Genomic DNA, 25,539 nt, shown 5'->3' with positions numbered 1-25,539 from the left:
CGGCTACTCCCCCGGCCCTGCCGGTGCACTGGGTGCCGCAGGCTCCGAATACCGTGCCGCGCCGGCATCCGCCCACGCGCGCACGATCTCGCGAGCGGCGGCGGGCTCGACGACGGTCACGACCCCGGAGAGACCCGCGACGAGGCGTTTGAGTGCGTGGTAGTGCGAGACACGCAGGGTCGCCCTGACCCGGTCACCCGCGAGGTGCTGGACCGGGCGGCCGGAGAGGTAGTCGCCCAGGAGCGGCAGCGCACCGGCAGCGAGCTCCACGACGACGTCCAGGTCGGATTCGGAGCCCTGGAACAGGGTCTCCGGCAGCACGAGTTCCTCGGTGCGGCTCGTCACGGGGCGATCGGTGACGGTGAGGGCGCTCATCCGGTCGAGCCGGAACGTCCGGACGGCTCCGCGCAGGTGGCACCAGCCGCGCAGGTACCAGTCCCGGTCGACGGATTCGACGCGGAGCGGGTCGACGTAGCGTTCTTCCTGCCCGCCGCGGGCGTTCAGGTAGTCGAACCTGACCTGGACGCCGGAGCGCAGTGCGGACTGGATAAGGGAGATGGCGTCTCCCGAGGTACGAGCGGATACGGCGAGCTGGCTCGGCGCGGCGGTGGCGCTCCGGCTGAGCTTGGCCATCAAGGATGCGATCGCATCCCGGTCGGCGTTCTCGGGAAGCGAGGAGAGGTATTGCAGTCCTGCGATGAGCGCGGCGGCCTCGCGGGCGGAGAACCGTGGCGAGTCCTCGATCGCCACGAGGTGGGTCAGCACGATCGTGTCGTCGGCCTCGAATTGGCCCCACTCGATGTCGAAGAGATCCCCTGGCAGGTACTGGCTCGTGTCTCCGGGCACCCCGGAAACGGCGATGAGGGTGACCGCGTCGCGCACCCGCTCTGGCGCGACGCCGAAGTGAGCGGCGACGTCCGTGACGCTGATGCCGTCGTGGTCGATGAGATAGGGAACGAGCGAGAGCAGGAATGTGAGCTTGTCGGGGGCGCCGAGGGGCACGCGGGGGGTCATGAACGCACCTCGAGCGGCTCATGGGCGTCGCGGACGCGGAGCAGCCGGTCGAGCACGGCGTCCCGGAGGGCCGGCGGGGAGAGCACGAGGACCTCGGGACCGAACCCGGAAAGCTCGTCCGCGAGGATGTTGAGGTCCGTGTAGTGCAGGACGAGTGCCGCGATCGGCTGGGCGCCGCCGGAGGCATCCGCCGCCCGTTTGCCGAGACGCACCGCGGCATCGCTGCCCGGGAGGACCTCGATCTCAGCGACGTTGGCCGCGGAGAGCGCATCGAGTTCGGCGAGGGCGGTCTGGCCGGCGTCCGGCCCGGATTCGGGTGCGACCAGGTCGGGGACGACCACGACCGGTCCGACGATGCGGGACAGCAGGAACGTGCGGGTCGCCCCGGCGTCGAGGTCGGTACCGAACAGGTGCCAACGGCTTTCGTGCTGGACGACGGCGCGCGGCGCCACCTGACGGCGCCGGGGCGCCGCCTCGCCGGGCTTGAGGTAGAGGAAGGAGACCACGTGCGCGCGGTCCATGGCCTTGCTGAGCGGTTCGAAGGACGCGTCGCGGACCCGGAGGGTCGGGGCGTACCCGAGCACGGGGTCGCCGTCCGCTCCGCCGAGCGCGTTGAGCTTGGTCAGGGCGCGCCGGGACTCCGCCGAGAGCGATCCCTCGCGCCACACGGTCGCGGCGAGCTTGAGCAGCATCAGTTCGTCACCGGAGAAGGACACGTCGGTCGGAAGTTCGTAGAGCCCCTTGGGGATCCGGTAGCGCAGGTACCGGTTATTGCCGGGATCGTCGGGCTGTTCGACGGTCTCGAGCGGGATTCCGAGTTCGCGGATGTCGTCCTTGTCCCGCTCGAACTGCCGTTCCAGGCTCGCATTGTCGCCGCTGTGCACGTAGCGCTGCCGGTAGCCCTGAACGGTCGAGAGGATGTCGGCCTTCGTGAGGCCGATTTCGGTCGCTATCAGGGCCAGCACGAGGCTGAACAGGCGTTCTTCAACCGTGACGCGGTTGATCGGTTCGGGGGTCGTCGACACCCCGTGAGTCTAACCGAGCGCCGGCACACCGACCGTGTCGCGGAGCGAGAAGCGGAGGCGACTCGTTGCCCGGGTCACTGGTCATGCGCGGTTGGGCGGTCCGGTGAGGACTTGGTGGGCGCGGTGCCGGTTCGGCGGCCGCCAGAGTCGTTGCGGATCGATCAACCCAGGGGCCCGCACTTGCGGTGAGCCCTTCACCATGCGGATCTCCCACCCGGAGGTGTCGATGGTGTGGTGGTGGAACCAGCAGAGTAAGACCCCGTTGTCGACGTTGGTCGGCCCGTCTTTCGCCCAGGGCTTCACGTGGTGCACTTCGGCCCAGTGCGCCGGCGCCTTGCAGCCGGGGATGATGCAGCCGCCGTCCCGGGCGGTGATCGCCCGGCGCTGGGCCCGGTTGAAGTACCGTCGTTCCGGCCCGAGCTTGAGGACTTCGTTGTTCGCCCCGAACAACACGCCTTGGAAGCCGCCGTCGCAGATGCGCTGATGCACCGTCTTCAAAGACACGGGGGCTTCGACCCCGTCGATCCACCCGACCCCGACCCCGGAGGCGAGGTCGGCGGCGTTCACGTGCACCATCACCGTCGGCGCCGACCCGCCCATCGACGGGGTGTCCGTGTCGCGGGCAGCGTGTTCGAACAACGCCCGGAGGATGTCGGCGCGTTTCTCCCCGCCCGTGCGGGTATCCGCCCGGCGCTCCCGGAGCTCTGCCTCGATCACGTCCAGATCCGGGCCCGTGCCCGCGTCGGTACCCGCTGATTCGGCGCCGGGAATCATCTGCCCCGAATCCATCAGCGCCTGCTCCTCGGCGGTGGGGAACGCGGGCCTCGCATGGAAGCTCAGGAAGGCGTCGAAGAGGGTGTTCATCACCCCGAACAGTTCCGGCGTCACCCCACCCTTCACCGGATACAACCCGTTCTTGAGTTGGCCGAAGCCGATGTTGGACTTCGCCTCGAACAGGTCCTCGGTCGGGAGGACCCCGTCGGGGTCCAGGGCCGCCTGCCACTGCGCGACCATGCCCCGGATCAGGTCCGTCGTCACCGGGACACCTGCCCCGGCCAAATCCTCGGTCTCCGGGGTGATCAGCCCGGCCGCCGTGGCGACCAGGGCCCGCTCCGCCGTCAACAGGTCATCCGGTGCCACCCGGTGACTGATCACCTGCAGCCCGGCCACGATCAACTCCGCCGTCTCCACCCCGATCTCCCCCGCTGCCAGGGCGGCCCCAACGGTCGGGAACAAGGGCGGCAACCAGCTGCTCCCGCCGCACGGCCGCGGCAACACCGCGTCGCCAAGCTTCGTGCGCCGCTTCACCTCCCGGGCCGAAACCCGCGTCACCCGGGTGAGGACATCCCACGGGCCCGTGCAGCCCATCCGCCAGGCCAGACCTTCGCGGCCGAGGACCCGGGCCCGCCGGTCCACATCCGTCGCCGTGCTCACCCGGGCCGCATCAACCGTCCGACCGATCGCCTCCACGGTACTCAGCGCCGTGACAGCTTCTGTGTCACTGAGCAGCCCGACCGGGATCGCCGCCAGGGCCTCTGCGAGAACCGCCTGCGCCTCCACGAGCCGGGCGACAGCATCCGCATGCACCGACGACACCGAGCCGACCAGACCCTCCGCGCCCTCGAGACCTTCGGCGACCGCAACCGGATGGGCCGACTCGGTGGATACGCGGCCCACCGTGATGGGCTGATCGCCCGCGGCCACTGAATCGTGGGGTGGGGTGTGTGACTGGGGATCTGAAGCTCCTGCCATACCCCGATTCTACCCCGAATAGAACACGAATGCGAGACTTACTCACATAATTTTGGGCTTCTCATTCCGAGTTTCACACCTGAAGACGGTTGATTCACCTGCCCGTGGTTCCACTCAGGCGACCCCCACGCGGCCCCAGGCGGCCGCGTGGTCCTGACCAGAGATTCGTGGGGCATCCATGAAGACCCGGCTCACCGGCGAAAGCACGGGCCGGTCACCCGAAAGCACGCGGCACCCTCGCTCTCGTGAACGGAGGGTGACGCGTGCGGCAGTGGAGCGGTGGGGCTAGCCGATGCCGAGGATGTCGATGACGAAGACGAGGGTGGAGCCGGCCGGGATGGTTCCCTGCGCTGCGTCTCCGTAGCCCTTCGCGGGCGGGACAACGGTGAGGATCTGCGAGCCCACGGTCTGTCCGATGATCGCGGTCGCGAAGCCAGGGACGACGCCGCCCTGGGTCTTCGAGCCGTCGACGGCGAGGAGCTGTGCCGGCGCGCCCTTCGTCCAGCTGGAGTCGAAGACCTTCTTCTCCGCCCAGAGGACGCCGGTGTAGTGCACGGTGACCGTGTCGCCCTCCTTGACGGTGTCGCCGGTGCCCTTCTTCAGGACGGCGACCTGAAGGTCGGCCGGCGGCGTGCCGCCCGGGATCGTGATCCCGGGGGTGCCGTTGGCGTCGAGCACGACGGCGGGAAGGCCGTTGATCGGAGTCTGGTCGGCACCGTTCGCCCGGAGCAGGTAGGTCTTCACAACGTCGATCACGAAGACCAGGGAGTCCGTCGCGGCGATCCCGAGGGTGGAGTTGCCGCCCTGGGGTCCGAACGCGTCGTCCGGGGAGACGACGACGGCGATGCGCGAGCCGGCCTGCGCGCAGGCGAGCCCGTCGGTGATGCCCTTGATGGTCTGGTCGTTGAGGGTGAGCACGTTCGCGCTCGTGCTGTCGTACTTGCTGACCTGGATCGGTGAGCCCGTCGTCCCGTTGTAGACGTTCAGTTCGATCTTCGCCTGCTGGCCGGTGACAAGCCTGTCGCCGGAGCCGGGGACGATGACCCTGCCCTGGGTCGTCCCCGTCATGAGCGGGGTCGGGAAGTCGACCTTCGGAACGGCGCCGAGGTTGTCGCTGACCGTGACGAGCTTCGAGGCGGCGCCATCGCTGATCGGTGCGACGCAGCTCGACGCGGCATCCGCACTGCTGCTGCACCCGGTGAGGGCGGCAAGCAGCAGGCCGGCAGTCGCAATGAGGGCAGAAGCTCTACGCACAGGATCTCATTTCAGTGTGGGACGTTCAGCGTGCGGCGCCCTCTGGCGCCCACAGTCGGGAGGCCGAACACGGCCGGAGCCTATCCTAACCGGCGTCGGCTGCGGTGTCGGTCGCGGCGTCGGCTGCAGTGTCGGCTGCAGTGTCGGCCGTGGTGTCGGCCGTGGTGTCGGCCGTGGTCTCGGCGGTGGTCTCGGCGGTTCCGTGCAGGTCGAGGGGCGCAGCGACGATGGCCGGGCCCCGACCGTCGAGGCCTCTGGCCTTGGAGGTGGCTGCGCCGGCCTCCGCGATCCGGACCCGCTTGCGCATGACCTTTCCGCTCACACTGCGTTCGCCGAGTGCGCCAGGGGTCCAAGCCTCGACATCCGCATCCGAGAAGTCGGTCTTGGAGGGCCGGCGCTTGAGCTCGGGCAGGATCGTGTCGGGGGCGAGACGCCGTGCCGTGATCAGGAACCCGGTGTGCCCGATCATGCGGTGGTCCGGGCGGACCGCGAGACCCTCGACGTGCCAGCCGCGCACCATGGTCTCGTTCGAATCCGGGTTCGTGTAGAACCCGGTTCCACGGATGGCCTCGGCCACCCGGGAGAGCTGGGTCACGGTCGCGACGTAGCAGAGGAGCACGCCGCCGGGCTTGAGGGCGGCGGAGACGGCCTCGAGGCATTCCCAGGGGGCGAGCATGTCGAGCACGACCCGGTCGGCGGTCTGGTCGGGGACCGCGGACGGCAGTGCGTCTGCAAGGTCCCCGAGGGTGATCGTCCAGTTCGTCGGGTCGGCGCCGAGGAAGGTCGCTACGTTGTCCCTCGCGACATCGGCGAACTCCGCCCGGCGTTCGAAGGAGGCGAGGTGCCCGGCCGGCCCGATCGCGCGGAGCAGCCACAGCGACAGCGCACCAGAGCCCACCCCGGCCTCGACGACCGTCGCACCGGGGAAGATGTCCGCCTGGGCGAGGATCTGGGCCGCATCCTTGGGGTAGATGATCGCGGCTCCCCGCGGCATCGACATCACGAAGTCGTTGAGCAGCGGGCGCAGCGCGAGGTGCTCGACCCCGACGTTGTTCACGACGACGGATGCATCGGGCAGGCCGATGATGTCGTCGTGCGCGAGGATTCCCCTGTGGGTGTGGAAGACCTTGCCCGGCTCGAGCGTGATGGTGTTGAGCTTGTTCTTGGGGCCGGTGAGCTGCACGCGATCGCCGACCCGGAAGGGCCCGCTGCTCTGGATGACCTGGGTGTATTCGCCGTTCGGGGTGATGCCGTTGCCGGCGCTCATGGTGCCGGTTTCGCTCATGTTGTCGGTGTCGCTCATGCGTGGATGTCGTCCTCGGTCGGATGCGAGCCGGAACCGGGCCGCGCGGGTACCTCGGCGACGGCAGCGCGCCGCTCGGCAAAGACAGTGTGGACGCCGGCCAGCGTGCGTCCGTGCAGGGTCGGCCACAGTTCGTACCGGGCGCTCGCTTCGATCTCGACCATGTGCGGGACCGCGATGACAACGGCGCCGGAGGCGACGGCCGCCGCAATGCCGGGCAGGGAGTCCTCGACGGCAACACAGTCGGCGGGGGTGACACCCAGCAACCGGGCGGCCGAGAGATAGGCCTCAGGGTGCGGTTTGCTCTGGAGGACCATGTCACCGGCGACGATCGCATCGAATGCGGCGAATCCGACCTGGTCGGACACCTGCTGCGCCATCCGGTGTTCCGACATGGTCACGAGGGCCATCGGGATGCCCGCGGCCTTGACCTCCGTCATCAGCTCGAGGGCGCCGGGGCGCCAGGGTGCACCGAACTCACTGAGGAGGCCCTGGACCCGCGTGGTCAGACGGTCGACGATCACTTCGGCGTCGAGGCGGACACCGCGATCCTGCAGGATGGCCGCGGAGCCCAGCAGGCCGCTTCCGACCAGAAGCATGCAATCACTGTGCGTCCAGACACCGCCGAAGCTCTCGACGAGCTCGGTTTCGGCACGCATCCAGTACGGTTCCGAGTCGACGATCGTGCCGTCCATATCCCACAGCACGGCCGCGGGCAGGGGCGAAAGAGGACGGAACGGGTTCACAGGGTCCAAGTGTAAGGGGCACCGCTTATCCTTGACTGACGGTGCTTTTCCGGGCGCCCCGGCAGATCGAGGTTTCACGCAGTGACAGATGGCAATGGATTCCTGGGCGGACGCCTCCTTGTGGTGGCGTTTGCAGGCTGGAACGACGCGGGTGAGGCCGCGACCGGTGCCGTTGGCATCCTCAGGGACCTCCTCGACGTGTCCTCCCTCTTCGAGGTGGACCCCGAGGTCTACTTCGACTACCAGTTCAACCGGCCGACGATCTCCACGGATGACGAGGGTCACCGCCAGCTCGAATGGCCCGGCGCGACCCTGTTCGGTCCTGCAGAGCCTGGCGTCGTCGGGGAGCCCCTCGCCGACGACGCACAGCTGCGCGTGAGCGGCAGCAATGCGGGCAACATCTACCTCCTGCTCGGCACAGAGCCGAGCCGCAGCTGGAAGGGATTCACCGCAGAGGTGCTCGACGCGGCCCTCGCTGCGGACATCGGCGGAATCGTCTTCCTCGGCGCCATGCTCGCGGACGTTCCGCACACGCGCCCCATCTCCATTTTTGTCTCGAGCGAGAACCCCGAGGTGCGCAGCGAGCTGCAGATCGAGCGCAGCAGCTACGAGGGTCCCGTCGGGATCCTGAGCGTGCTCTCGCACGCGGCAGAGCTCGTCGGCATCCCGACCCTCTCGATCTGGGCGTCCGTCCCCCACTACGTGCACAACGCGCCGTCGCCGAAGGCGATGCTCGCCCTGATCGACAAGCTCGAGGAGATCATCGACGTGGTCATCCCACGCGGCGACCTCGTCACCGAGGCCGAGGAATGGCAGACCGGCATCGACACCCTCGCGGCAGACGACGAGGAGATGGCGGCGTACATCAACCAGCTCGAGCAGGCCAGGGACACAGTCGACTCGCCGGAGGCGAGCGGCGAGGCGATCGCCCAGGAATTTGAGAAGTACCTCCGTAAGCGCGGCGACGGTCGCGACGGCCAGTCCGGGCGCGCGGACGGGCGTCCGGGTCCTGACGTGCCGCGTCAGCCGTAGCCCTCGGCCGACCTAGAGGGTGATGCCCAGCAGGGCGTCGATGGCCAGGGCCACCAGTTCCGGCGCAGCCGTGCCCGCTTCTGCGGCGGCGTCCAGGATCCGCAGCGCGGCCGGGGTGTCGAGGTCGTTGACGAGCGCTGCGCGCAGCGCGACGATGACCTCGTCCGCGTTCGCGACGGCATCCGTGTTGACGTCGTCGACCAGGTCTTCGTCCACCCTGCCATCGGCGGCGGCGGCCGTCGCGTCTCCGGTGGCACGACCGAAGGCCCTCGTCCAGGCCTCGAGGCGCGCCTCGGCGGCGGAGAGCGAGTCGGTGGTCCATTCCCAGTCGCTGCGATAGTGCTGCGCGAGCAGGGCCAGGCGGATGGCCCGGGGGTCGGTGCCCTCGGCGCGTAGCGCCGAAACGAGCACGAGGTTGCCGAGCGACTTGCTCATCTTCTCGCCCTGGTATGCGACCATGCCGGTGTGGCTGTACACGCCGGCGAGCGGATGCCCCGAGAGGGCGGCCGCATGGCCGGCGCTCATGTCGTGGTGCGGGAAGATCAGGTCCGAGCCGCCGCCCTGAACGGTGAAGTCTGTGCCGAGTTCGGTGAGGGCGATCACGGAACATTCGATGTGCCAGCCGGGACGGCCGGCGCCGACGCGCGAGTCCCAGGCCGGTTCGCCCACCCGGGCGGCACGCCAGAGCAGCGGGTCGAGGGCGTCGCGCTTTCCTTCGCGGTCGGGGTCGCCGCCACGCTGGGCGAACAGGGTCAGCATCTGCTCGCGGTCGAGGTTGCTCTCGTCGCCGAGCTGCCAGGGCGCCACCCGCTCTGCGGCGGCGATATCGAAGTAGATGTCTGAGCCCGCGGCCTCCGCCGGACCTGCGGTGTCCGAGAGCTCGGCGGCATCGACGGCAACGGCGTATGCGAGACCGTCGTCCCAGAGCTGGGCGACCGCGTCGGCAACCTCTTCGATGACCTCGGTCACGGCGACGTAGTTGTCCGGAGGGATGATGCCGAGGGCTTCCATGTCCGTGCGGAACAGGTCGACCTGGGACGCAGCGAGGTCGCGCCAGTCGACGCCGGTGGCCGTCGCCCGCTCCAGGAGCGGGTCGTCGACATCCGTCACGTTCTGTGCGTAGTGCACGCGGTAGCCGGCATCGAGCCACACCCGCTGGAGGGTGTCGAAGGCGAGGTAGGTGTTCGCGTGGCCGATATGCGTCGCGTCATACGGCGTGATCCCGCAGACGTAGAGCCGGGCGACGTCGACCGGTTCCGCGAGCACGAGTGCTTCCGTCGCCGTGTCGTACAGGTGCGGTGCTTCGGAGTTTCCGGGGAGGACGGGGATGTCGGGGTGTCGCCAGGCGCGCATTCCAGGGCCCCTAAGCCGCGATGGTGTTGGTCGCGAGCAGGGCCATCAGAGCGAAGCCGAGCACGATGCGGTAGATGACGAAGGGCAGGAAGCTGCGCTTGGAGATGTAGTTCATGAAGAATCCGATGACGAACAAGGCGACGACGAAGGCGACGACGGTCGCGACCGCGGTCTCGGCCGGGCCGAAGATCTCCGGGGTGCAGTTGGTGGCGCCCTCGAGGCAGGGGTGCGCGATGGCCTTGTACATCTCGTAGAAGCCGCTGCCGAGCACAGCCGGGATGGCGAGGAGGAATGCGTAACGGGCGGCGGCGCGGCGCTCGTAGCCCATGAACAGGCCGGCCGTGATCGTTCCGCCGGAACGGGAGACGCCAGGGATCAGCGCGAGCGCCTGGGCGAAGCCGTAGATGACGCCGTGCGTGACCGTGATGTCCTTCAGGCGGCGCCGGTGGGCCCCGACCGCATCGGCGACACCGAGCAGCACGCCGAAGACGATGAGCACGGTCGCCGTGATCCACAGGTTGCGGAGGGTGGACTCGATCTGGTTCTGGAAGACCAGGCCGAGCACGATGATCGGGAGCGATCCGAAGATGATGAGCCAGCCCATCCGCGCGTCGGGATCACTGCGCGGGATCTTGCCGAACAGGGACTTGACCCAGTGCGTCACGATGCGCGAGATGTCCCGCCAGAAGAACAGCACGACGGCCGCCTCCGTGCCGATCTGGATGATCGCGGTGAACCGGGCGCCCGGGTCCCCGCCCATGCCGAGGAGTTCGCCGACGATGCGGATGTGGGCGCTGGACGAAACCGGGAGGAACTCGGTCAGACCCTGCACGAGTCCCAGGATGATGGCGTTGAGGAAGTTCACCGGAGCTCGCTTTGCTAGTAGGTCGACAACAGGTCGGTAAGGACCCGCCTGCCAAAGACTAGCGCGTCGAGCGGAACCCGCTCGTCGACCCCGTGGAACATTCCGGGGAAGTCCAGCTCAGCCGGAAGGCGCAGCGGGGCGAACCCGTACCCGCGGATTCCAAGCTTGGACAGGGCTTTGTTGTCGGTGCCCGCTGACAGGAGATAGGGAAGCACGGGGGCGCCCGGGTCGTGCCGGTGCAGGCTGCCGACCACGGCGTCGACGAGCGGGCCGCCGAAGTCGGTCTCTAGGCCGATGTCGCGGTGCATCACGACGATCTCGATGTCCGGGCCGACGAGGCTCGCAACTTCGGCGAGCACCGCGTCCTCCTCGCCGGGCAGAGTGCGGATGTCGATGAGCGCCTCGGCGAGGTCGGGGATCACGTTGTGCTTGTACCCGGCCTTGAGCAGCGTCGGGTTGGTCGTGGTGCGGAGGCTGGCCTGGATGAACCCGGACGCTGTTCCCGTCGCGAGCGCGAGTTCGTCCGGGCCGACGCGCTGCGGATCGACGTCGAGGATCCGGGCGATCTCGGCGAGCAGCTGGGTCGTGGTGTCGGTCAGCCGGATCGGCCACTCCCGGCGGCCGATCGCCGCGACGGCCGTTGCGAGCTTGGTGACGGCGTTGTTCCGGATGAGCCTCGAGCCGTGGGCGGCGTCGCCGCGGGCGACGAGCTTGATCCAGATCAGGGCCTTCTCCCCCGTCTGCAGCAGGTAGGCGCGCTGGCCGCCGAGCGTGATCGAGTACCCGCCGACCTCGCTGATCGCCTCGGTGGCGCCTGCGAAGAGCTCCGGGCGGGTGTCGACGAGGTAGTGCGAGCCGAGCACTCCCCCGGCCTCTTCGTCGGCGAAGAACGCCACGATGAGGTCACGGGCCGGTGCCTCGCCCGCGCCGAGGATGTCGCCCAGTGCCGCGAGGATCATCGCATCCATGTTCTTCATGTCGACGGCACCCCGGCCCCAGAGCAGGCCGTCCTTGATGACACCGGCGAAAGGGTCGACCGACCAGGTCTCCGGGTCGGCGGGGACGACGTCGAGGTGGCCGTGCACGACCAGGGCGCCCGCGTCGCGGTTCCGGCCGGGCACGCGCACGACGACACTCGTGCGCCCCGGCTCCGAGTCGAAGAGCTCCGGCGCGAGGCCGAGGCCCCTGAGGTGCTCGGCGACGTACTCCGCGGCATCCGTTTCACCGTTGGAACGGCCCTCGCCGTAGTTCGTGGTGTCGAACCGGATCAGGTCGCGGGCGAGTTCCGCGGTCAGATCGAGGGGTGTTGCCGGATCGGTGTCGTCTGCCCAGGAAGCCATGACTTCACGCTATCGGTTGTCGCTGCGGGGAGCTGTCCCGGGGGTTCACGGACTGTCATGTGCGGGTGTGCGGTCGGGTTGTGCGGGAAGGCCTCGAAATCCGTGCTAGATTATTGACTCGTCAGCCGGTCACCGGCTGGCCAGCACCAGCCCGGGTGGCGGAATGGCAGACGCGCTAGCTTGAGGTGCTAGTGCCCTTATGGGCGTGGGGGTTCAAGTCCCCCTCGGGCACAGAATGAAGATCCGGTAGTCCAGGTTCTTCGCTGTGAGAAGAAATAGGTCGAGACATCCAACGGATGTCCGGCCTATTTCTTTGCCCGGATCGGATACTCAGCGCTCCTTGCGATATGTGCAGCCTGCAGTTTGCTGACAGTGGCCCAAGGATTCGTTCCGATACGTTCCTGATCGTGCCGCCCGAGTCCTGAAGAACGGCTGACGTGCCTGCCCACCCGCTGTGCCCCGGGAACGGGAATGGTCGCGCCATGCGGCGGTCATTGGACGGTGGCAGTGAGCCTGCTGAGGTTGTCCAGGACCTGCGTGCCAAGCGGACGTTGCAGCCACTCGTCGAGCAGAACCTCCCGGGAGTGGCTCCGGTAGTCGTCCTGAATCCTGCGCAGCGCGTCGACGAAACGTCTCCCCGGACCAGCAGCGAGATTTCGAAGTTGAGGCTGAACGAGCGCATGTCCATATTGCTCGACCCGATCACCGCGACTTCATCGTCGACGGTGAAATGCTTGGCATGCAGGACGACCGGTTTCTCGTACAGGAAGATGCGCACTCCCGCCCGCAACAGGGTCTCGTAGTACGAGCGTTGTGCGTGGTATACGAGGGCCTGGTCGGCGACTTCGCAGGCGTACAGGTGCACCGTTACTCCCCGTTCCGCGGCCGTCGTGATCGCGTAGAGCATGGAGTCGTCGGGGACGAAGTAGGGGCTGGCGATGACGAGTCGTTCCTGGGCCGAGTAGAGCAGGGCGTTGAAGACCCGCAGGTTGTTCTCGCCTTCGAACCCGGGCCCACTCGGAACGACCTGGCAGTCGAGGGTGTCCTCGGTGGTCACGGAATAGATCGGGTCTGCCTCACGGGTGAGGAGATCTTCCGTCTCGGAGTACCAGTCGGTGATGAAGATCGCGTTGACGCCCGCGACGACGGGGCCTTCCAGTCGCACCATCAGATCCTTCCACCGCAGGTTCCGTTTGATGTTTCCCCTGGTGTTGTAGCTGGGGTCGACCATGTTCTGCGAGCCCATGAATCCGACGATTCCGTCGATCACGAGCACCTTGCGGTGGTTTCGCAGGTCCGGGCGCCGCCATTGCGTTCTGAAAGGATGGAAGGGGAGCATTTCGTGGGAATCGATGCCGACGTTCCTCAGCCAACGGCGGGTCGCCCGGCCCTGCGGGCTCCGGATCGTCGAGATGTGGTCGTACAGAACCCTGACGATCACACCCCGTTCATGGGCTGCGAGGAGGGCGTCGAAAAACGGCATCGTCGTCCGGTCTCGGCTGAGAATGTAGAACTCCACGTGCACGTACCGTTCGGCCCGCATCACTTCCTCGGTCATCGCGGCGATCGACTCCTCGTAGTCGGGCAGAAGCACAGCGTCGTTTCCGCCGACGAGCGGCATGGCGCCCAACGTGTGGTTCAGTTCGACGACGGATTCGAACCATTGGGGCCAGGTCTCCGTCTTGGAGACCTGGTCGAGGCCGGCGGTCGTACCGAGGATGTAGTCGTTGATGTCCTGTTGCTTCTCGCGCCGTGCCCTCGGGAGCCTGCTGCTGCCGAAGAGGCTGAAGAGCACCGCTCCCGGGATCGGCGCAATGAAGATCGCCATCAGCCAGGCCATCGCCGCCGTGGGACGGCGGTTCGGCGGAATCCTGATGACCGCCCCGACGCGGATGGCCATCTCGAGGACGAGGACCGCGATCGGCAGGGCCTTGGGCAGTTTTCGCAGGTTCACTCTGGAAGTCCGATCTGACGTGCGGCCGCGCGGATTCACGTGTCCCCACCTTAGTTGGGCCGCCGGTACCCCGGGAGGTAAGCTCGCCTTCACCCACGATCACCGCATGAGCATGGTGACCGGTCGGTGCCCATCAAACGATCCTTTGGCTGGAGTCATGGCCGGTAGTTCAACCGAACGCTCGGATGCAGCGCCCGGCGCGCGTCCTGAACGTGCGGCAACGTCGGGTGCACGCCGCGTCTCCCGCCGGTGGCCGCTGATCAGTGGCCTCGCAGCCGTCGCCCTGGCGTGTGCGCTGGGCGCTCTGATCGCAACGCGTGATCATGGGCTGCCGTTGCCCATCGATGTGGAATGGATGCGGGAACTGGTTGAGAATCGCGAACCCCTCTGGCAGGTCCTTGCACTGACGATGGACTTCCTCGGAGGAGGCGTGGTGGCGACCCTCGTCGTGCCGGCCCTCGTCGCCGTCGCGCTGCTTGTGGCACGACGTCCCTGGGCGGCGGCTTACTACCTGGTCGCGACCATCGTCACCGGAGCAGCCGTCCAACTCCTGAAACAATTCTTCGGGCGCGCACGCCCGGAAAATTTCCTGACGAACCTCGATTTCGGATCTTTCCCATCTGGCCACGTTGCGAATGCCGCGACGATGGCCGCAGTCATTGCGATTCTCCTGCCACGGATCTGGGTTGTGGTCGCCGGGACCGTTTACACGGCCCTCATGATGATCAGTCGCACCTATCTCGGTGCACACTGGCTCACCGATACCCTGGGCGCCCTGCTGCTCGGAATCGGCGTCGCGATTGTCACGTGGGCGCCGCTCGCCGCCAAGCTCGACGGTGAACGCGCGCTCGCCAAGGAACGCAGGTCACGATCAGCGAAAGGGATTGCCCCGTGAATCCTCCCCGCACCAACGGCCAGCGGCCTTCCCTGCACGGCATGCGCACCAGATTCATCGCAGAGGAACGCGTGCTGGAGCCCGCCTCTCGCCGGCGATTCTATGTGACGTCGATTGTTCTGGTCGGCTTCGGCGTCGTCTGTTTCACGGCAATCCTCGCCTCCGTCCTGCAGCACAACGGACTCACCGTGGTGGACGCGCCTGTGCAGGACTGGCTCTTCGGTATGCGCTCGCCAACCCTGACCGCGATCATGATCGGACTGGCGATCGTTTTCGGGCCCGTCGCACTTCCCATCCTTCTTCTCGTCGTGTGCGTGGTCTGGGGCATCATAGGTAAGCACGGCCGACGTCCACTCATCCTGGCATCGGCCATGTTGGTCGGAGTCCTCTTGGGGCAGGTGATCGGACATGCGGTGGACCGCCATCGACCGCCGACCGATCTCATGCTCTTCGGCCCCGATCCCTCCTTCTCCTTCCCGTCCGGACACGTCCTGGGCGCATCAGACTTCGTGCTGTTGACCGCGTACCTCGTGTTCTCACGTCGTCGAAGCATCCGTGGAGCAATGGCAGGCTTCGGCTTCGCGCTCCTGTGCATCGTCGCCGCGGCGGTCAGTCGCGTTTATTTGGGCTACCACTGGGCAACGGATGTCATGGCATCCGTATCACTTTCTCTGGTCATTCTGGGCAGCGTGATCGCCTACGACACGTGGCGAAGCCTTCGGGCTTCCGGGGAGCTCCAGATCACGATCCCGCACTCTGCGGAATGACCTGAACCCGCGTGAACCTCAGATGTCAGAGCCGGGCGCGCCAGGCCCTGACGAAGCAGTACAGCCCATAGGCGATCAGACCCGCACCAAGAGCAGACAAGATAGGCCCGCCGTACGGAAGAGCGACGAGGGACCTCAGCGCCCCGTCCAGGCCGGTCGACTGGCTCGGGTCCACGGTGATGGCCGCAACCACGATGAGGACCGCCACGACGGCCAACACGATTCCCTTGGCGACGTAGCCGACGATTCCCAAAGCGAGGACAAACTTTCCAGCCGACCCGCTCGGCACCGAGATATCTGCCGTGAACTTCTGCAACGCACCCTTGCGCACGAAGTAGACCCCGATGGCCAGCACGAGAAGACCCCCGGCCAGGAGGACGATCACGCCTCCTGGCGCCGCAAGAAGCGATGCGCTGGCATCACGGGTACTGCCGGCGGAACTCGTCGCTCCCCCTGCGCAAAGGTGAAAGCGGTCCCCGCAAGAAGGAAGTAGACAACCGCCTTGCCGACTTCAGTGACGCGCCGGGACCACTGACGTTTGGGGTCTGCGCCGCGCATCAGGAACGCTCCCAAAAGCAGCCAGAGCCCGAGGGCAGCCAGTCCCGCGACCACAACCCACAGAACGAATACTCCGCCCGGGCTCGTCGCGAGCTGCCCGAGAGCACCGGACTGATCTGCACTACCGCTTCCGGCACCAACCGCGATGGCGATGGCTATCGCGGCGATGAGGATGTGCAACAAGCCGTTGACGGCGAAGCCCAGGCGGGCAAGCATCTGCAAAGTGCGGCTGTTCTTTGCTGTGCTGGCAACGCTGGCCGCTGAGTTACTGATCACGGCCTCAGCATAGGACGACATCGGTGGTCCGGACTATCCTTCTTCCCTAACGAACTTCCCCAACGAATCAGGGAGTCCACCAGGGCCGCAGGGGCAGGCTCCCGAGGCCATCCCCGTCCGACGGCTTCACCGCAAGGACCTGGTGCAGCTGGATTCCCCCCGTCTCGAACGCGAGCCGTGAGCCGGCCATGTACAGGCCCCAGACCTTCGCGGTCTGCAGTCCGACCTCGGCGACGGCCTCATCCCAGTGCTCGACGAGGTTGGTGCACCAGTCGCGCAGGGTCAGGGCGTAGTGCTGCCGCAGGTTCTCCTCGTGAAGCACCTCCAGGCCGGTGTCCTGTGCGGCGCTGATGATGCGGCCGGAGCCGGTGAGCTCGCCGTCGGGGAAGACATACCGGTCGATGAACCCGCGGGTGGACGCTTCGGAATGGTTGTCCGGGCGGGTGATGCAGTGGTTGAGCAGGAGCCCGCCCTGGCGCAGGCGGGACTGCAGGAACTCGAAGTACGCGGGATAGTTGCGCACGCCGATGTGCTCGAGCAGCCCGATCGACGACACGGCGTCGAAGCCGGTCTCGGCGATGTCGCGGTAGTCGCCGAACCGGACTTCGGCCAGACCGGCGAGGCCTTCCTCGGCGATCGCACGCTGCGCCCAGCCGGCCTGCTGTTCCGACAGGGTCACTCCGGTGGCCCTCACGCCGCGGCGGGCCGCGTAACGCACCATGCCGCCCCAGCCGCAGCCGACGTCGAGCAGCCGGTCGCCCGGCTTCAGCCGCAGCTTCTCGAACACCAGCCGGTACTTGTTCTCCTGAGCCTCGTCGAGGGAGGCGTCCGGGCGCGGGTAGCACGCGCACGTGTAGGTCATCGACGGCCCGAGCACCCACTCGTAGAAGGTGTTCGACACGTCGTAGTGGTGGTGGATCGCCTCGGCGTCCCTGCTCTTGCTGTGCCGTAGTCCCCCGGCGATCCGGCGCCAGCGCGGCGGTGCTTCCAGTTCCGGCGGTTTGATCGGGCGCAGGTGGCCGACTCCGATCGAGCGGATGATGGTGGCCATCACCCGGGGCGACGGCAGCGTGAAGACCAGGTCGCCGGTGAGCGCTCTGAGGAGCTCGTACGGGTCGCCGGGGTGCACCCCGTGGATCTCGAGGTCACCGGCGATGTAGGCGCGGGCCAGGCCCAGGTCGCCGCGGCCGGTCGCCAGGTAGGTCGTGCCCCGCGGCGTTCTCAGCTCCAGCCCGAGGGGTGCGTCTCGCGGGCCGGCCGAACTCCCGTCGTAGGCGGTGAACCGAAGCGGGAGCCGACCGCCGGCCAGGATCTCGAGGATCCCGGCCAGGGCGAGCTTGCCCTCTGGTTCAGGTCGCCCTGCCTGATCCGCCTCTTCCGGCGTTCGTTGCTGGAACGTGGTCATCGTCGTAACACCGCCTTTGCGTAGAGATCGAGGAGACGCGAATCGGGGTCGTAGCGGTCCTTGACGCTCCGATAGACGTCTCCGCCATAGAGTCCGTCGAACTTCTCCGGAGAGTAGTACGAGTCCGAGTACAGCGACTTGTGCCCGTCGAACTCGCCGACCGCATCCTCGATCCGACGGTTCGTCTCCCCTCGGTCGACCCCACCGGCACCGTCGACCAGAACCCGACGTTGACATACGTCTGTCGCGGCCGGATCGGGTACAGCGGCCAGCCGCCGTCGTCACGCAGCCGCAGCGGGCAGAGCCAGATCGGTTCGATCGGCACAGTGGCCAGAAACCACTCCAGGAACTCCGCACAGCGCTCGATCGGTATCTCGACGTCCTGCACGACTCGTTCCCGGCGTGGACGATTCCGCAGCCACTCGAGGCGATCCCCAATCTGGAATCGCTGTTCGTAGCGCATCAGCTTCCCGTAGAAGCTGCTGCGCCGAAGCGTTCGGGGCCAGAGCCTGCGGACGAGCGGACGCTGTGCGCCGAATGCCGCCGAGCACCAGAACCAGTCCGTGTCCCACCGCCACAGGTAGTCGTGGATCGTGAGCCGGTCGACCGTGGTGCCGGCGTCGTGCTGGATGGACCGGTAGTAGATCTTCTGCCCGGTGTAATCGCTCACCGGGCCGGACGCGGCGGTCTGGGCGCCCACGCAGAGGTAGCCTTCGTCGGCGCTGAACACCACGCCGTCGAGGTAGTCGACGCGGTCGCCGTCCAGGTCACCGGTCGCGACGATGCGGCCCATCGCCGCGACGAGGGCGGGGAGCGAGTGGAACCGCAGGTGCCGGATCTCGACGAAGGGGTCAACCTGCTCCAGCTCAATGCGCAGGCGCACCGCGTACCCGAGCGTGCCGTAGGAGTTCGGGAAAGCGCGGAAGAGGTCCTCGTGCTCAGCCGGCGACGCCGTGATGACGTCGCCCGTTCCGGTGAGGATGTCCAGCTCCAGCACCGACTCGTGCGGAAGGCCGTTGCGGAAGGACGTCGATTCGATGCCGAGGCCCGTGACCGCACCGCCGAGGGTGATCGTCTTCAGCTGTGGGACCACGAGCGGAGCCAACCCGAGCGGCAAGGTCGCGGCGAGGAGGTCCTCATAGGTGCACATGCCGGCCACGTCGGCCGTCCGCGCTTCGGTATCGACCGCGATGACGCCCGTCAATCCCGACGTGTCGAGGCCCGGGGCGTCCGACTTCGCGCGTGACCGGAACAGGTTCGAGGTGTGCTTCGCGAGCCGGACGGAGGCCGTCGGCGGGACCGCCCGATAGCTCGCGAGCAGCCGCTCGACGCCGGCGGCGTGAATGGTGTGTGCGTCGATCGAGGGAGTGGACACCCACCCAAGCTAGTCCTCGATCGCCCAGCCCGCACGCATCGCCGTTACGAGAGATCGAGACTGGACCTGGCGAAACGAGCGGAGAGGAACCGGCCGTTGATCAGGAGACCTTCGGCATCATCACGGACGGCCGCGTCGTACATCTCGGTGACGGCCGTCTCGAGAACGGTCAACTGAGCGGCCAGTGCCGTGTCAGGCGTGGTGCCGTCGGCGAAGACGTGATTGTGCGCCCACTCGGCAGGGAGCGCAAGATACGTGCGCAGAGTCTCGGGGAGATACGAGGTCGCCGTTCGCCTGGCCGTCATCTCGGCTTCCAGGTTGCCCGCCAGCCTCGGCAGTGTCTCCAGCAGCAGCCCGGTGATCCGACGGACGGCCGTCACGGCTTCCGGCGGGAGACGGGACTCCACCCGCGCCGGAAGGCTTCTCAGATCGACGTCGAGGGTCGCATCGGCAACCCGTACGTCCGACCCTGTCGACTCGATGCCGAGGGTGTGGAGTGCGTGCGCCGCCGCGGAAGCCTCGCCCGCGGCATCCCCCGCCACGGCGGCGATACGGCCGGCGAAGACGCTGAGCCATTCGCCGAGGGTCAGGGTCCGCCGTGAGATCACGACGCCGCCGGAAACCTTCTGGGCCTGGGCGAGGAACCGGGGTCCCGCGAGGTGAGTGAGGGTCAGGGTCTCACTGTTCGCCCCAAGTCGAATCTCACGGATGGACCCGGGCTTGCCGGCCAGGCGGTCTGCCAGCGAGCGGTTCCGTTCCACCGTCAGGACACTCGCGGCCACCGGTGCGGACAGCGCACGTATGGCTCCGTCGGCGAGGCCGGCCAGAAACGCCTGGGGGTCGGCCGTGGCTTGCTCGAGGGTCACCAGCGGCCACCGTCCGTCAGGGGAAGCACGAGGCTCGGAGTGGCGATGACGTGATCCTCGCGCAGTTCGCGGACCGGACGCTTCCGATCGCGAAGAATTCCGTGGTGTGCCCGCCCCACCGGTGCGGCAGCGACAGGAGTTGCACTCCGACGATGCCGTCAGCCGCGAGGGTTTCGGCCTCCGTCTGCATTCTCCCCATGGCCAGTTCGCGAGCGTCGTACAGCGCCTCCGTGAATTGGGTGATCTCGACGTTCGCTCCCAGGCTGCTGAGGGCGGCTATCGTTCCCCGGTGGGCGATGTGATAGACGCAGGTTCCCATCACGAGGCCGAGCGGTGCGTAGCCCGACTGGATCAGGGTCCAGAAGTCCTGGCCGGAGAGGTCCGAGGTGAACGGAAGACCCTTGTTGTTGCGCCAGGTACCGCTCGCCGGGGCGTGGTCTGCCACGACGGCTGTTCCGATGGCCACGAATTCGGCAAGGTTGTTGCCGTAGTCCTTGAACTCGATCTCGAGCCGAACGCCCACGATGCCGTCTGCGCCCAGGGCGTCGGCCTCCGCCTCCATGCGCGTCATCGCGAGTTCCCGAGCGTGGTACATCGCGGCACTGAGCTTGTCGAGCTCCATGTTCTGGCCCCAGCGTCGCGTCTGGATCCCGACGTGGTAGACGCTCGAACCGAGCACGAGTCCCACCGGGCGGAATCCGGCTTGCCGCACCAGGAGGAACTCGTTGACGGACAGGTCGGACGTGAACAGATGCTTCTTGCCGTCGGCCAGGCGCGCCCGGGCGCTCGCCGAGAGGGAGACGCCGGAGAATGGGTCCGTCATGGGGTGGTCGTCCGTTCGCTCGTCGTGGGTGCTGGGGAGATCATCGTTCAGGCGTTCGTGGGCGTTGCGGGGAATCGCGCAGGGGCATCACGGTCAGGGGCGGAGGAACGGCCGACCGGTTCCGCGCGCGCGGCAACGCCACCAGGGTGGTGCCGACGACGACGAATTCGGCGTGCAGGTCTCGCGCATCCGAGCCGCCGCACGCGGTGTCGAACTCGGACAGCGTGGTGTCGGTCACGACGAGATCTGCCGCACCCGTGTGCGTGACCCGGCGCGCGAGCCGCTCCCTGGCTTCGCGCCGCGCCGCCTGGACCAGCCTGGTCATCCCGGTCACTTCGCCGTTGATCCAACTGGTGCGCTGCTGCTGAAGCTGCCAATCCTCATGCTTCGTCGACACGGACATCCCGAGCACGACACTGTGCGGGAGATATCCGGCCAGGAGAGCCGCGGCGCAGTCTTCTCCGCTCAGGTTGGTGTACCAGGGGTCGGCCGCGGATCCGGGAGAAGGCACGAGAGAGGAATCCGTGGAGCGCACGGCCGTACCGAGGGCGCTGAATTCCCAGGCCGTGCCCTCGACGCGGGTGCGACGGATGCGAATGTCAACGACTCCGTGCGCCCCGAGTGCCTGCGCTTCGACGCGCATCCGCTTGAGTGCGCCATACCAGCCGCGTTCGTATGCGCCGACGTAGGGGGCGAAGCTGCCCCAGGTGGACCCGCCGCCTGAGGTCGTCACGGGCGAAACCTGGCCTATCGACGATCTCCCCATCTTCGCCCCCGACGTCCACCAGGCACAACCGCTGCCCTTCCACCCGAGGTTCATGACGGCGCAGCCGAAGACTTCGCCGACGGCGGTCAGCCCGACGCTCTGGATGCTCGCCGCCGCGGCGACCGAGAGCAGCGACCCCGCTGTTCGACTGGCCTTTTGTCCAGCGATGCGGGCATGCGCAGCAGGCGGCAGTCCCCCCGTCCATTGATCCACGTGCTCATATAAGCACCCCGGACCCGGATAGCCAGGCACTTCCGCGGTCGGACACGGTTTATTTCCCGGTGACGCAGAACGCCCGGTGCGCCGGAGACTCTCTCGGGCGCACCGGGCGAATGCCGGCCGGGGTGACTACAGGGTGGCGCGCACCTGCACGACGGCGCCGTCAGGGGCGTACGGCACGGTGCGGCCTTGGATGGCCACTCCGTCGACCTCGAGGCTCGCGCGCGACCCCTCCCTGCCCGAGTTGGCAACGGTGATGACGTAGGTCGCACCGCGGGCCCGGCGAGTGACGGTGAATTCAGCGACGTCCGGTCCGAGCTGCGGGTCGACGACGAGGCCGTCGTAGTCGGTGCGCACGCCCAGGAGGTACTGGGAGACCGTCACGAAGTTCCACGCGGCTGTGCCGGTGAGCCAGGAGTTCTTGGCCTCGCCGTGCCGGGAGGCCTCCTTGCCGGCGATCATCTGCGCGTACACGTACGGTTCGAGGCGGTGCACCTCGGAGATCTCCTCACGGTAGGCCGGCGTGATCTTGCGGTAGTGGTCGAAGGCCTTGGCGCCGCGGCCGAGAACCGTCTCGCCGATGATGACCCACGGGTTGTTGTGGCAGAAGATTCCGCCGTTCTCCTTGTAGCCCGGCGGGTACGTCGAGACCTCGCCGAGTTCGATGCGGTAGCTCTTGTACGCCGGGTATTGCAGTACGAGTCCGTGTGCGGAGCCGAGCAGGCGGTCCACGGAGTCGAGGGCTCGGAACGCGGGGCTTGTAGCGGACGGGGTTCCGTCCGCGTTGTGCTCGACGCCGACGCCGGCGAGGACCGCGAAGCCCTGCGGCTCGATCCAGATCTGGCCCTCGGTGTCTTCGTGGGTGCCGACCTTGTTGCCGTAGAAGTCGTAAGCGCGCAGGAACCACTCGCCGTCCCAGCCGTCGGAGAGCAGCACCTGGCTCATGGTCGCAGCGGCCTTGCGGGCGCGGTCGGCCTGCTGGGTGTCGCCGCCGCGCTCGGCGATGGTCGCGTACTGTCCGGCAGCGAGCACGAACTGGGCCGCGATGAATGTCGACTCCGCGACGCCGCCTGCCTGGTTCTCCGTGGTCTGGAAAGACTCGCCCGGCGTCGTCGAGAAGCAGTTCAGGTTCAGGCAGTCGTTCCAGTCGGCGCGCCCGATCAGGGGCAGGCCGTGCGGGCCGAGGTTGTTGAGGGTGAACTCGAAGGAGCGCGTGAGGTGGGTGTAGAGCGTCTGCGCGAGCGCGTCGTTGTTGTCGAACGGCACGACCTCGTCGAGGATGCTGAAGTCCCCGGTCTCCTTGAGGTAGGCATCCACCCCGATGATCAGCCAGGCCGGGTCGTCGTTGAAGCCGCTCCCGAGCTCGTTGTTGCCGCGCTTGGTGAGCGGCTGGTACTGGTGGTAGGCCGAGCCGTCCGGAAGCTGGGTGGCGGCGATGTCGAGGATGCGTTCGCGGGCGCGGTCGGGGATCAGGTGTACGAAGCCGAGCAGGTCCTGGGTCGAGTCTCGGAAGCCCATCCCGCGCCCGATTCCGGTCTCGAAGTAGGAGGCCGAGCGGGACATGTTGAATGTGACCATGCACTGGTACTGGTTCCAGATGTTGACCATCCGGTTGAGCTTGTCGTCCGGCGAGGTCACGGTGTACGCGGAGAGCAGGGTGGTCCAGTACTCCCCAGGGCCTCGAACGCGGCATCCGCCTTCTCGGTCGTGTCGAGCCGGGCGAGAAGTTCGTGCGCCCGTGTCTTGTTGATGACCTGCTTGGCATCGTCGGCCCACTTGCCCTGGCCGTTCTCCTCCGTGTTCTCGACATAGCCGACGACGAACACGAGCTCGCGGGTCTCGCCGGGCTGCAGGGTCGAGTCGACCTGGTGCGAACCGATCGGGTACCAGCCGGACGCCATCGAGTTCTGCGCCGTGCCGGCGTTCGGGACCTTCGCCTCGGCCAGGGTCTCATAGAGCCCGACGAAGGTCTCCCTGTCGGTGTCGAACCCGGCGATCTCGGCGTTCACCGAGTACACGGCGTAGTGGTCGCGACGCTCGCGGTATTCGGTCTTGTGGTAGATCGTGCTGCCCTCGACCTCGACCTCGGCGAGGGAGAGGTTGCGCTGGTAGTTGGTCTGGTCGTCCTGGGCGTTCCAGAGGCAGAACTCGAGGTACGAGAAGAGGGAGAAGGTCTTGACGTGGTCCGAGGTGTTGGTGATCGTCACCTTCTGCACCTCGGCCGTCTCGCCGAGGGGTACGAAGTACAGGGTGGAGACGCGCAGGCCGCCGCGCTCGCCGGTGATCCGGGTGTACCCCATGCCGTGGCGGGTCTCGAAGAAGTCGAGGTCCTTCTTCATCGGCAGCCAGCTCGGCGTCCAGACGTCGCCGCCGTCGTTGATGAAGAAATATCGTCCGCCGGAGTCGGTGGGAATGTCGTTGTAGCGATACCGCGTCAGGCGACGCATCTTCGCGTCCTTATAGAACGTGTACCCGCCGGCCGTGTGAGAAATCAGGGAAAAGAAATCTTCGCTGCCCAGGTAGTTGATCCACGGGTATGGCGTGAGCGGGGTCTCGATCACGTATTCCCTGGCCTCGTCGTCGAAATGACCGAACCTCATGTGTGCACCTTTGCGATATGCGGAGGACCGGATAGCGACGGGATCCGAAAATATCGGAATCCATCGATGCACCAGACCCAAACCTGTGTGAGAGCGCTCTCATTGGCGCCCACGGCTACCCTAGCAAAGGTAGACCCCGGGGTGCCACACCGCACGCCCACCGGATGCATACCCCGCCGGCTCCACTCTGCTGTGGCACGCTGGGACCATGGATCTGGAGGTGTCACCCGCGCTCACGATTCCCGCATCGGAACTCGGCTGGCGGTTCTCGCGGTCGCCGGGGCCTGGCGGGCAGCACGTGAACACCTCGGATAGCCGCGTCGAACTGTCCTGGAGCGTCGCCCTGTCGCTGTCCCTGTCCGACGACCAGCGGGCAAGGCTCCTGGCGCGACTCGACCGGCGACTCGTCGGCGGGGTGATCACGGTCGCAGCGTCGGAGCAGCGCTCCCAGCTCCGGAACCGCGAGATCGCCCTGGCCAAGCTCGCCGAACTCGTGTCCGCGGCCCTGGCCCCGGATGCCGCTCGCCGCCGGGCGACCAAACCGACCAGGGGTTCGAACCGTCGGCGCCTCGCGGCCAAGGAACAGCGTTCGGCGACGAAACAGCAGCGCCGGAGGCCGTCGGAGGACTAGCGCCGGCCAGCGGGAGGTCCCGTACGCTGGTCGGATGAAGCCGATCCGTCCCGCCGTGCCCGCCGATGTTCCCGAGATCCTTCGGCTGGTCGTCGAACTCGCCGAATACGAACGCGAACCCGACGCGGTCGCGGCGACGGAGGAGGGATTCCTCGCCGCCCTCTTCGGCGACGAGCCCGCGGTCCACGCGTTCGTCATCGACGGCGAGGAGGCCGGTACCCTGGCCGGGATGGCCGTGTGGTTCCTGACCTTCTCGACCTGGGAGGGCGTGCACGGCATCCATCTCGAGGACCTGTACGTACGGCCGGCCCACCGGGGCGGCGGGTATGGAACCGCACTCCTCACCAGCCTCGCGGCACTGTGCGTCGAGCGCGGGTACGCGCGCCTGGAATGGGATGTCCTCGACTGGAACGCGCCCGCGATCGGCTTCTACGAGTCTCTCGCCGCCCGGCCCCTCGACGGCTGGACGACGTACCGTCTCGACGGCGCAGCGTTGCGGCGCGCCTGAGCCCGCGCATCCGCTTCACCGGCCCGGTCCCGGACGTCGACTAGACTCGGTCCAGACTTCCGGTCGCTGATAACTTCAGCGAACGGACGAGCGCTGGTTGAGACAGTGCAGGAAGGCCCCCGGATTCGTCCGGGGGCCTTCTCTTGCCTCGGCTCGGACTTCTTATTCTGGAATGGGAATGCGGAACCGTCGGCGCCGATTACATCCCTCGT

Annotated in this window: 22 protein-coding genes, 1 tRNA gene and 2 pseudogenes; 6 read left to right on the top strand and 19 right to left on the bottom strand. The window is 67.4% G+C overall.

Translation table 11 applies throughout. From position 1 onward, the window contains the following. Positions 1 to 3: 3 nt before the first annotated feature. The 6 genes from RGU41_RS06690 to RGU41_RS06665 all read right to left on the bottom strand — a co-directional run bounded on the left by RGU41_RS06690 (position 4) and on the right by RGU41_RS06665 (position 7,094). A complete protein-coding gene (locus tag RGU41_RS06690; RefSeq protein WP_322135831.1) occupies positions 4 to 1,014 on the bottom strand; it encodes a WYL domain-containing protein in 1,011 nt (336 codons plus the stop codon). Further along, a complete protein-coding gene (locus RGU41_RS06685; protein WP_241984946.1) occupies positions 1,011 to 2,039 on the bottom strand; it encodes a helix-turn-helix transcriptional regulator in 1,029 nt (342 codons plus the stop codon). The genes RGU41_RS06690 and RGU41_RS06685 overlap by 4 nt, the downstream gene beginning before the upstream one ends. 81 nt (positions 2,040 to 2,120) lie before the next feature. Beyond that, a complete protein-coding gene (locus RGU41_RS06680; protein ID WP_322135830.1) occupies positions 2,121 to 3,791 on the bottom strand; it encodes an HNH endonuclease signature motif containing protein in 1,671 nt (556 codons plus the stop codon). A 285-nt stretch (positions 3,792 to 4,076) separates the two neighbouring features. Further along, complete coding sequence (locus RGU41_RS06675) at positions 4,077 to 5,045, bottom strand: FKBP-type peptidyl-prolyl cis-trans isomerase (RefSeq protein WP_134561108.1); 969 nt, start codon at positions 5,043 to 5,045, stop codon at positions 4,077 to 4,079. Between the two features lie 85 nt (positions 5,046 to 5,130). Continuing rightward, entirely contained in the window at positions 5,131 to 6,312 is a 1,182-nt protein-coding gene (locus tag RGU41_RS06670) for a tRNA (adenine-N1)-methyltransferase (RefSeq protein ID WP_322137311.1), read from the bottom strand. 32 nt (positions 6,313 to 6,344) lie between these two features. Next, the gene (locus RGU41_RS06665) at positions 6,345 to 7,094 is read right to left on the bottom strand and encodes an HAD family hydrolase (protein ID WP_255454103.1); all 750 of its coding nucleotides are present in this window, start codon (positions 7,092 to 7,094) and stop codon (positions 6,345 to 6,347) included. A gap of 81 nt (positions 7,095 to 7,175) precedes the next feature. Here RGU41_RS06665 and RGU41_RS06660 point away from each other — a divergent pair, with 81 nt between their 5' ends. Further along, positions 7,176 to 8,126, top strand: a complete 951-nt coding sequence (locus tag RGU41_RS06660) for a PAC2 family protein (RefSeq protein WP_134446569.1) — start codon at positions 7,176 to 7,178, stop codon at positions 8,124 to 8,126. A gap of 12 nt (positions 8,127 to 8,138) precedes the next feature. On the opposite strand, the gene mshC is transcribed toward RGU41_RS06660, so the two are convergent. From mshC to RGU41_RS06645, 3 genes are read right to left on the bottom strand one after another with little or no spacing between them, the layout of a single operon-like run. Beyond that, a complete protein-coding gene (gene mshC / locus RGU41_RS06655) occupies positions 8,139 to 9,479 on the bottom strand; it encodes a cysteine--1-D-myo-inosityl 2-amino-2-deoxy-alpha-D-glucopyranoside ligase (protein WP_322135829.1) in 1,341 nt (446 codons plus the stop codon). 10 nt (positions 9,480 to 9,489) lie between these two features. After that, complete coding sequence (locus RGU41_RS06650) at positions 9,490 to 10,344, bottom strand: undecaprenyl-diphosphate phosphatase (protein ID WP_134446571.1); 855 nt, start codon at positions 10,342 to 10,344, stop codon at positions 9,490 to 9,492. Positions 10,345 to 10,358: 14 nt separating this feature from the next. Next, on the bottom strand, positions 10,359 to 11,684 hold the full coding sequence (locus tag RGU41_RS06645) for a M20/M25/M40 family metallo-hydrolase (RefSeq protein ID WP_134446572.1): 1,326 nt from the start codon (positions 11,682 to 11,684) through the stop codon (positions 10,359 to 10,361). A gap of 149 nt (positions 11,685 to 11,833) precedes the next feature. Here RGU41_RS06645 and RGU41_RS06640 point away from each other — a divergent pair. Next, positions 11,834 to 11,915, top strand: a tRNA-Leu gene (locus RGU41_RS06640). 260 nt (positions 11,916 to 12,175) lie between these two features. Here RGU41_RS06640 and cls read toward each other — a convergent pair. Further along, positions 12,176 to 13,584, bottom strand: a pseudogene (gene cls / locus RGU41_RS06635) (cardiolipin synthase). A gap of 211 nt (positions 13,585 to 13,795) precedes the next feature. Here cls and RGU41_RS06630 point away from each other — a divergent pair. Together RGU41_RS06630 and RGU41_RS06625 are read left to right on the top strand one after the other, a co-directional pair. After that, positions 13,796 to 14,533, top strand: coding sequence for a phosphatase PAP2 family protein (locus RGU41_RS06630; protein ID WP_134446573.1), 738 nt, complete (start codon positions 13,796 to 13,798; stop codon positions 14,531 to 14,533). Positions 14,534 to 14,604: 71 nt separating this feature from the next. Continuing rightward, on the top strand, positions 14,605 to 15,300 hold the full coding sequence (locus RGU41_RS06625; protein ID WP_241975456.1) for a phosphatase PAP2 family protein: 696 nt from the start codon (positions 14,605 to 14,607) through the stop codon (positions 15,298 to 15,300). 25 nt (positions 15,301 to 15,325) lie between these two features. Here RGU41_RS06625 and RGU41_RS06620 read toward each other — a convergent pair. The 9 genes and pseudogenes from RGU41_RS06620 to RGU41_RS06580 form a co-directional block, all read right to left on the bottom strand. Next, positions 15,326 to 15,697 (bottom strand): annotated as a pseudogene (locus tag RGU41_RS06620) (DUF1206 domain-containing protein); the annotation flags it as partial. Then, positions 15,682 to 16,074: a DUF1206 domain-containing protein gene (locus tag RGU41_RS06615; RefSeq protein WP_416173180.1), complete on the bottom strand. Its 393-nt coding sequence runs from the start codon at positions 16,072 to 16,074 to the stop codon at positions 15,682 to 15,684. The pseudogene RGU41_RS06620 and the gene RGU41_RS06615, both read right to left, overlap by 16 nt. A 127-nt stretch (positions 16,075 to 16,201) precedes the next feature. After that, complete coding sequence (locus RGU41_RS06610; protein WP_322135826.1) at positions 16,202 to 17,539, bottom strand: class I SAM-dependent methyltransferase; 1,338 nt, start codon at positions 17,537 to 17,539, stop codon at positions 16,202 to 16,204. Continuing rightward, positions 17,484 to 18,914, bottom strand: a complete 1,431-nt coding sequence (locus tag RGU41_RS06605) for an FAD-binding oxidoreductase (protein ID WP_322135825.1) — start codon at positions 18,912 to 18,914, stop codon at positions 17,484 to 17,486. Before RGU41_RS06605 ends, RGU41_RS06610 begins: the two co-directional genes overlap by 56 nt. A 44-nt stretch (positions 18,915 to 18,958) precedes the next feature. Next, a complete protein-coding gene (locus tag RGU41_RS06600) occupies positions 18,959 to 19,780 on the bottom strand; it encodes a hypothetical protein (RefSeq protein ID WP_134446576.1) in 822 nt (273 codons plus the stop codon). Positions 19,781 to 19,796: 16 nt separating this feature from the next. Continuing rightward, positions 19,797 to 20,603 (bottom strand): heavy metal-binding domain-containing protein, encoded by an 807-nt coding sequence (locus tag RGU41_RS06595; RefSeq protein WP_322135824.1) that lies wholly within the window; start codon positions 20,601 to 20,603, stop codon positions 19,797 to 19,799. A gap of 40 nt (positions 20,604 to 20,643) precedes the next feature. Beyond that, on the bottom strand, positions 20,644 to 21,582 hold the full coding sequence (locus RGU41_RS06590; RefSeq protein WP_322135823.1) for a heavy metal-binding domain-containing protein: 939 nt from the start codon (positions 21,580 to 21,582) through the stop codon (positions 20,644 to 20,646). Between the two features lie 135 nt (positions 21,583 to 21,717). After that, on the bottom strand, positions 21,718 to 23,226 hold the full coding sequence (locus RGU41_RS06585; RefSeq protein WP_322135822.1) for a GH36-type glycosyl hydrolase domain-containing protein: 1,509 nt from the start codon (positions 23,224 to 23,226) through the stop codon (positions 21,718 to 21,720). Continuing rightward, a complete protein-coding gene (locus RGU41_RS06580) occupies positions 23,223 to 24,188 on the bottom strand; it encodes a hypothetical protein (RefSeq protein WP_322135821.1) in 966 nt (321 codons plus the stop codon). The genes RGU41_RS06585 and RGU41_RS06580 overlap by 4 nt, the downstream gene beginning before the upstream one ends. A 208-nt stretch (positions 24,189 to 24,396) precedes the next feature. On the opposite strand from RGU41_RS06580, the gene arfB reads away from it, so the two are divergent. Together arfB and RGU41_RS06570 are read left to right on the top strand one after the other, a co-directional pair. Beyond that, complete coding sequence (arfB, locus tag RGU41_RS06575; RefSeq protein WP_322135820.1) at positions 24,397 to 24,819, top strand: alternative ribosome rescue aminoacyl-tRNA hydrolase ArfB; 423 nt, start codon at positions 24,397 to 24,399, stop codon at positions 24,817 to 24,819. Between the two features lie 34 nt (positions 24,820 to 24,853). Continuing rightward, positions 24,854 to 25,327 (top strand): GNAT family N-acetyltransferase, encoded by a 474-nt coding sequence (locus RGU41_RS06570; RefSeq protein ID WP_134446581.1) that lies wholly within the window; start codon positions 24,854 to 24,856, stop codon positions 25,325 to 25,327. Positions 25,328 to 25,539 lie beyond the last annotated feature (212 nt).

Origin of the sequence: Cryobacterium sp. 10C3 (assembly GCF_034314285.1) — a bacterium.
Taxonomy (GTDB): Bacteria; Actinomycetota; Actinomycetes; order Actinomycetales; family Microbacteriaceae; genus Cryobacterium; species Cryobacterium glucosi.
This window is presented reverse-complemented; position numbering and strand designations above follow the sequence as displayed.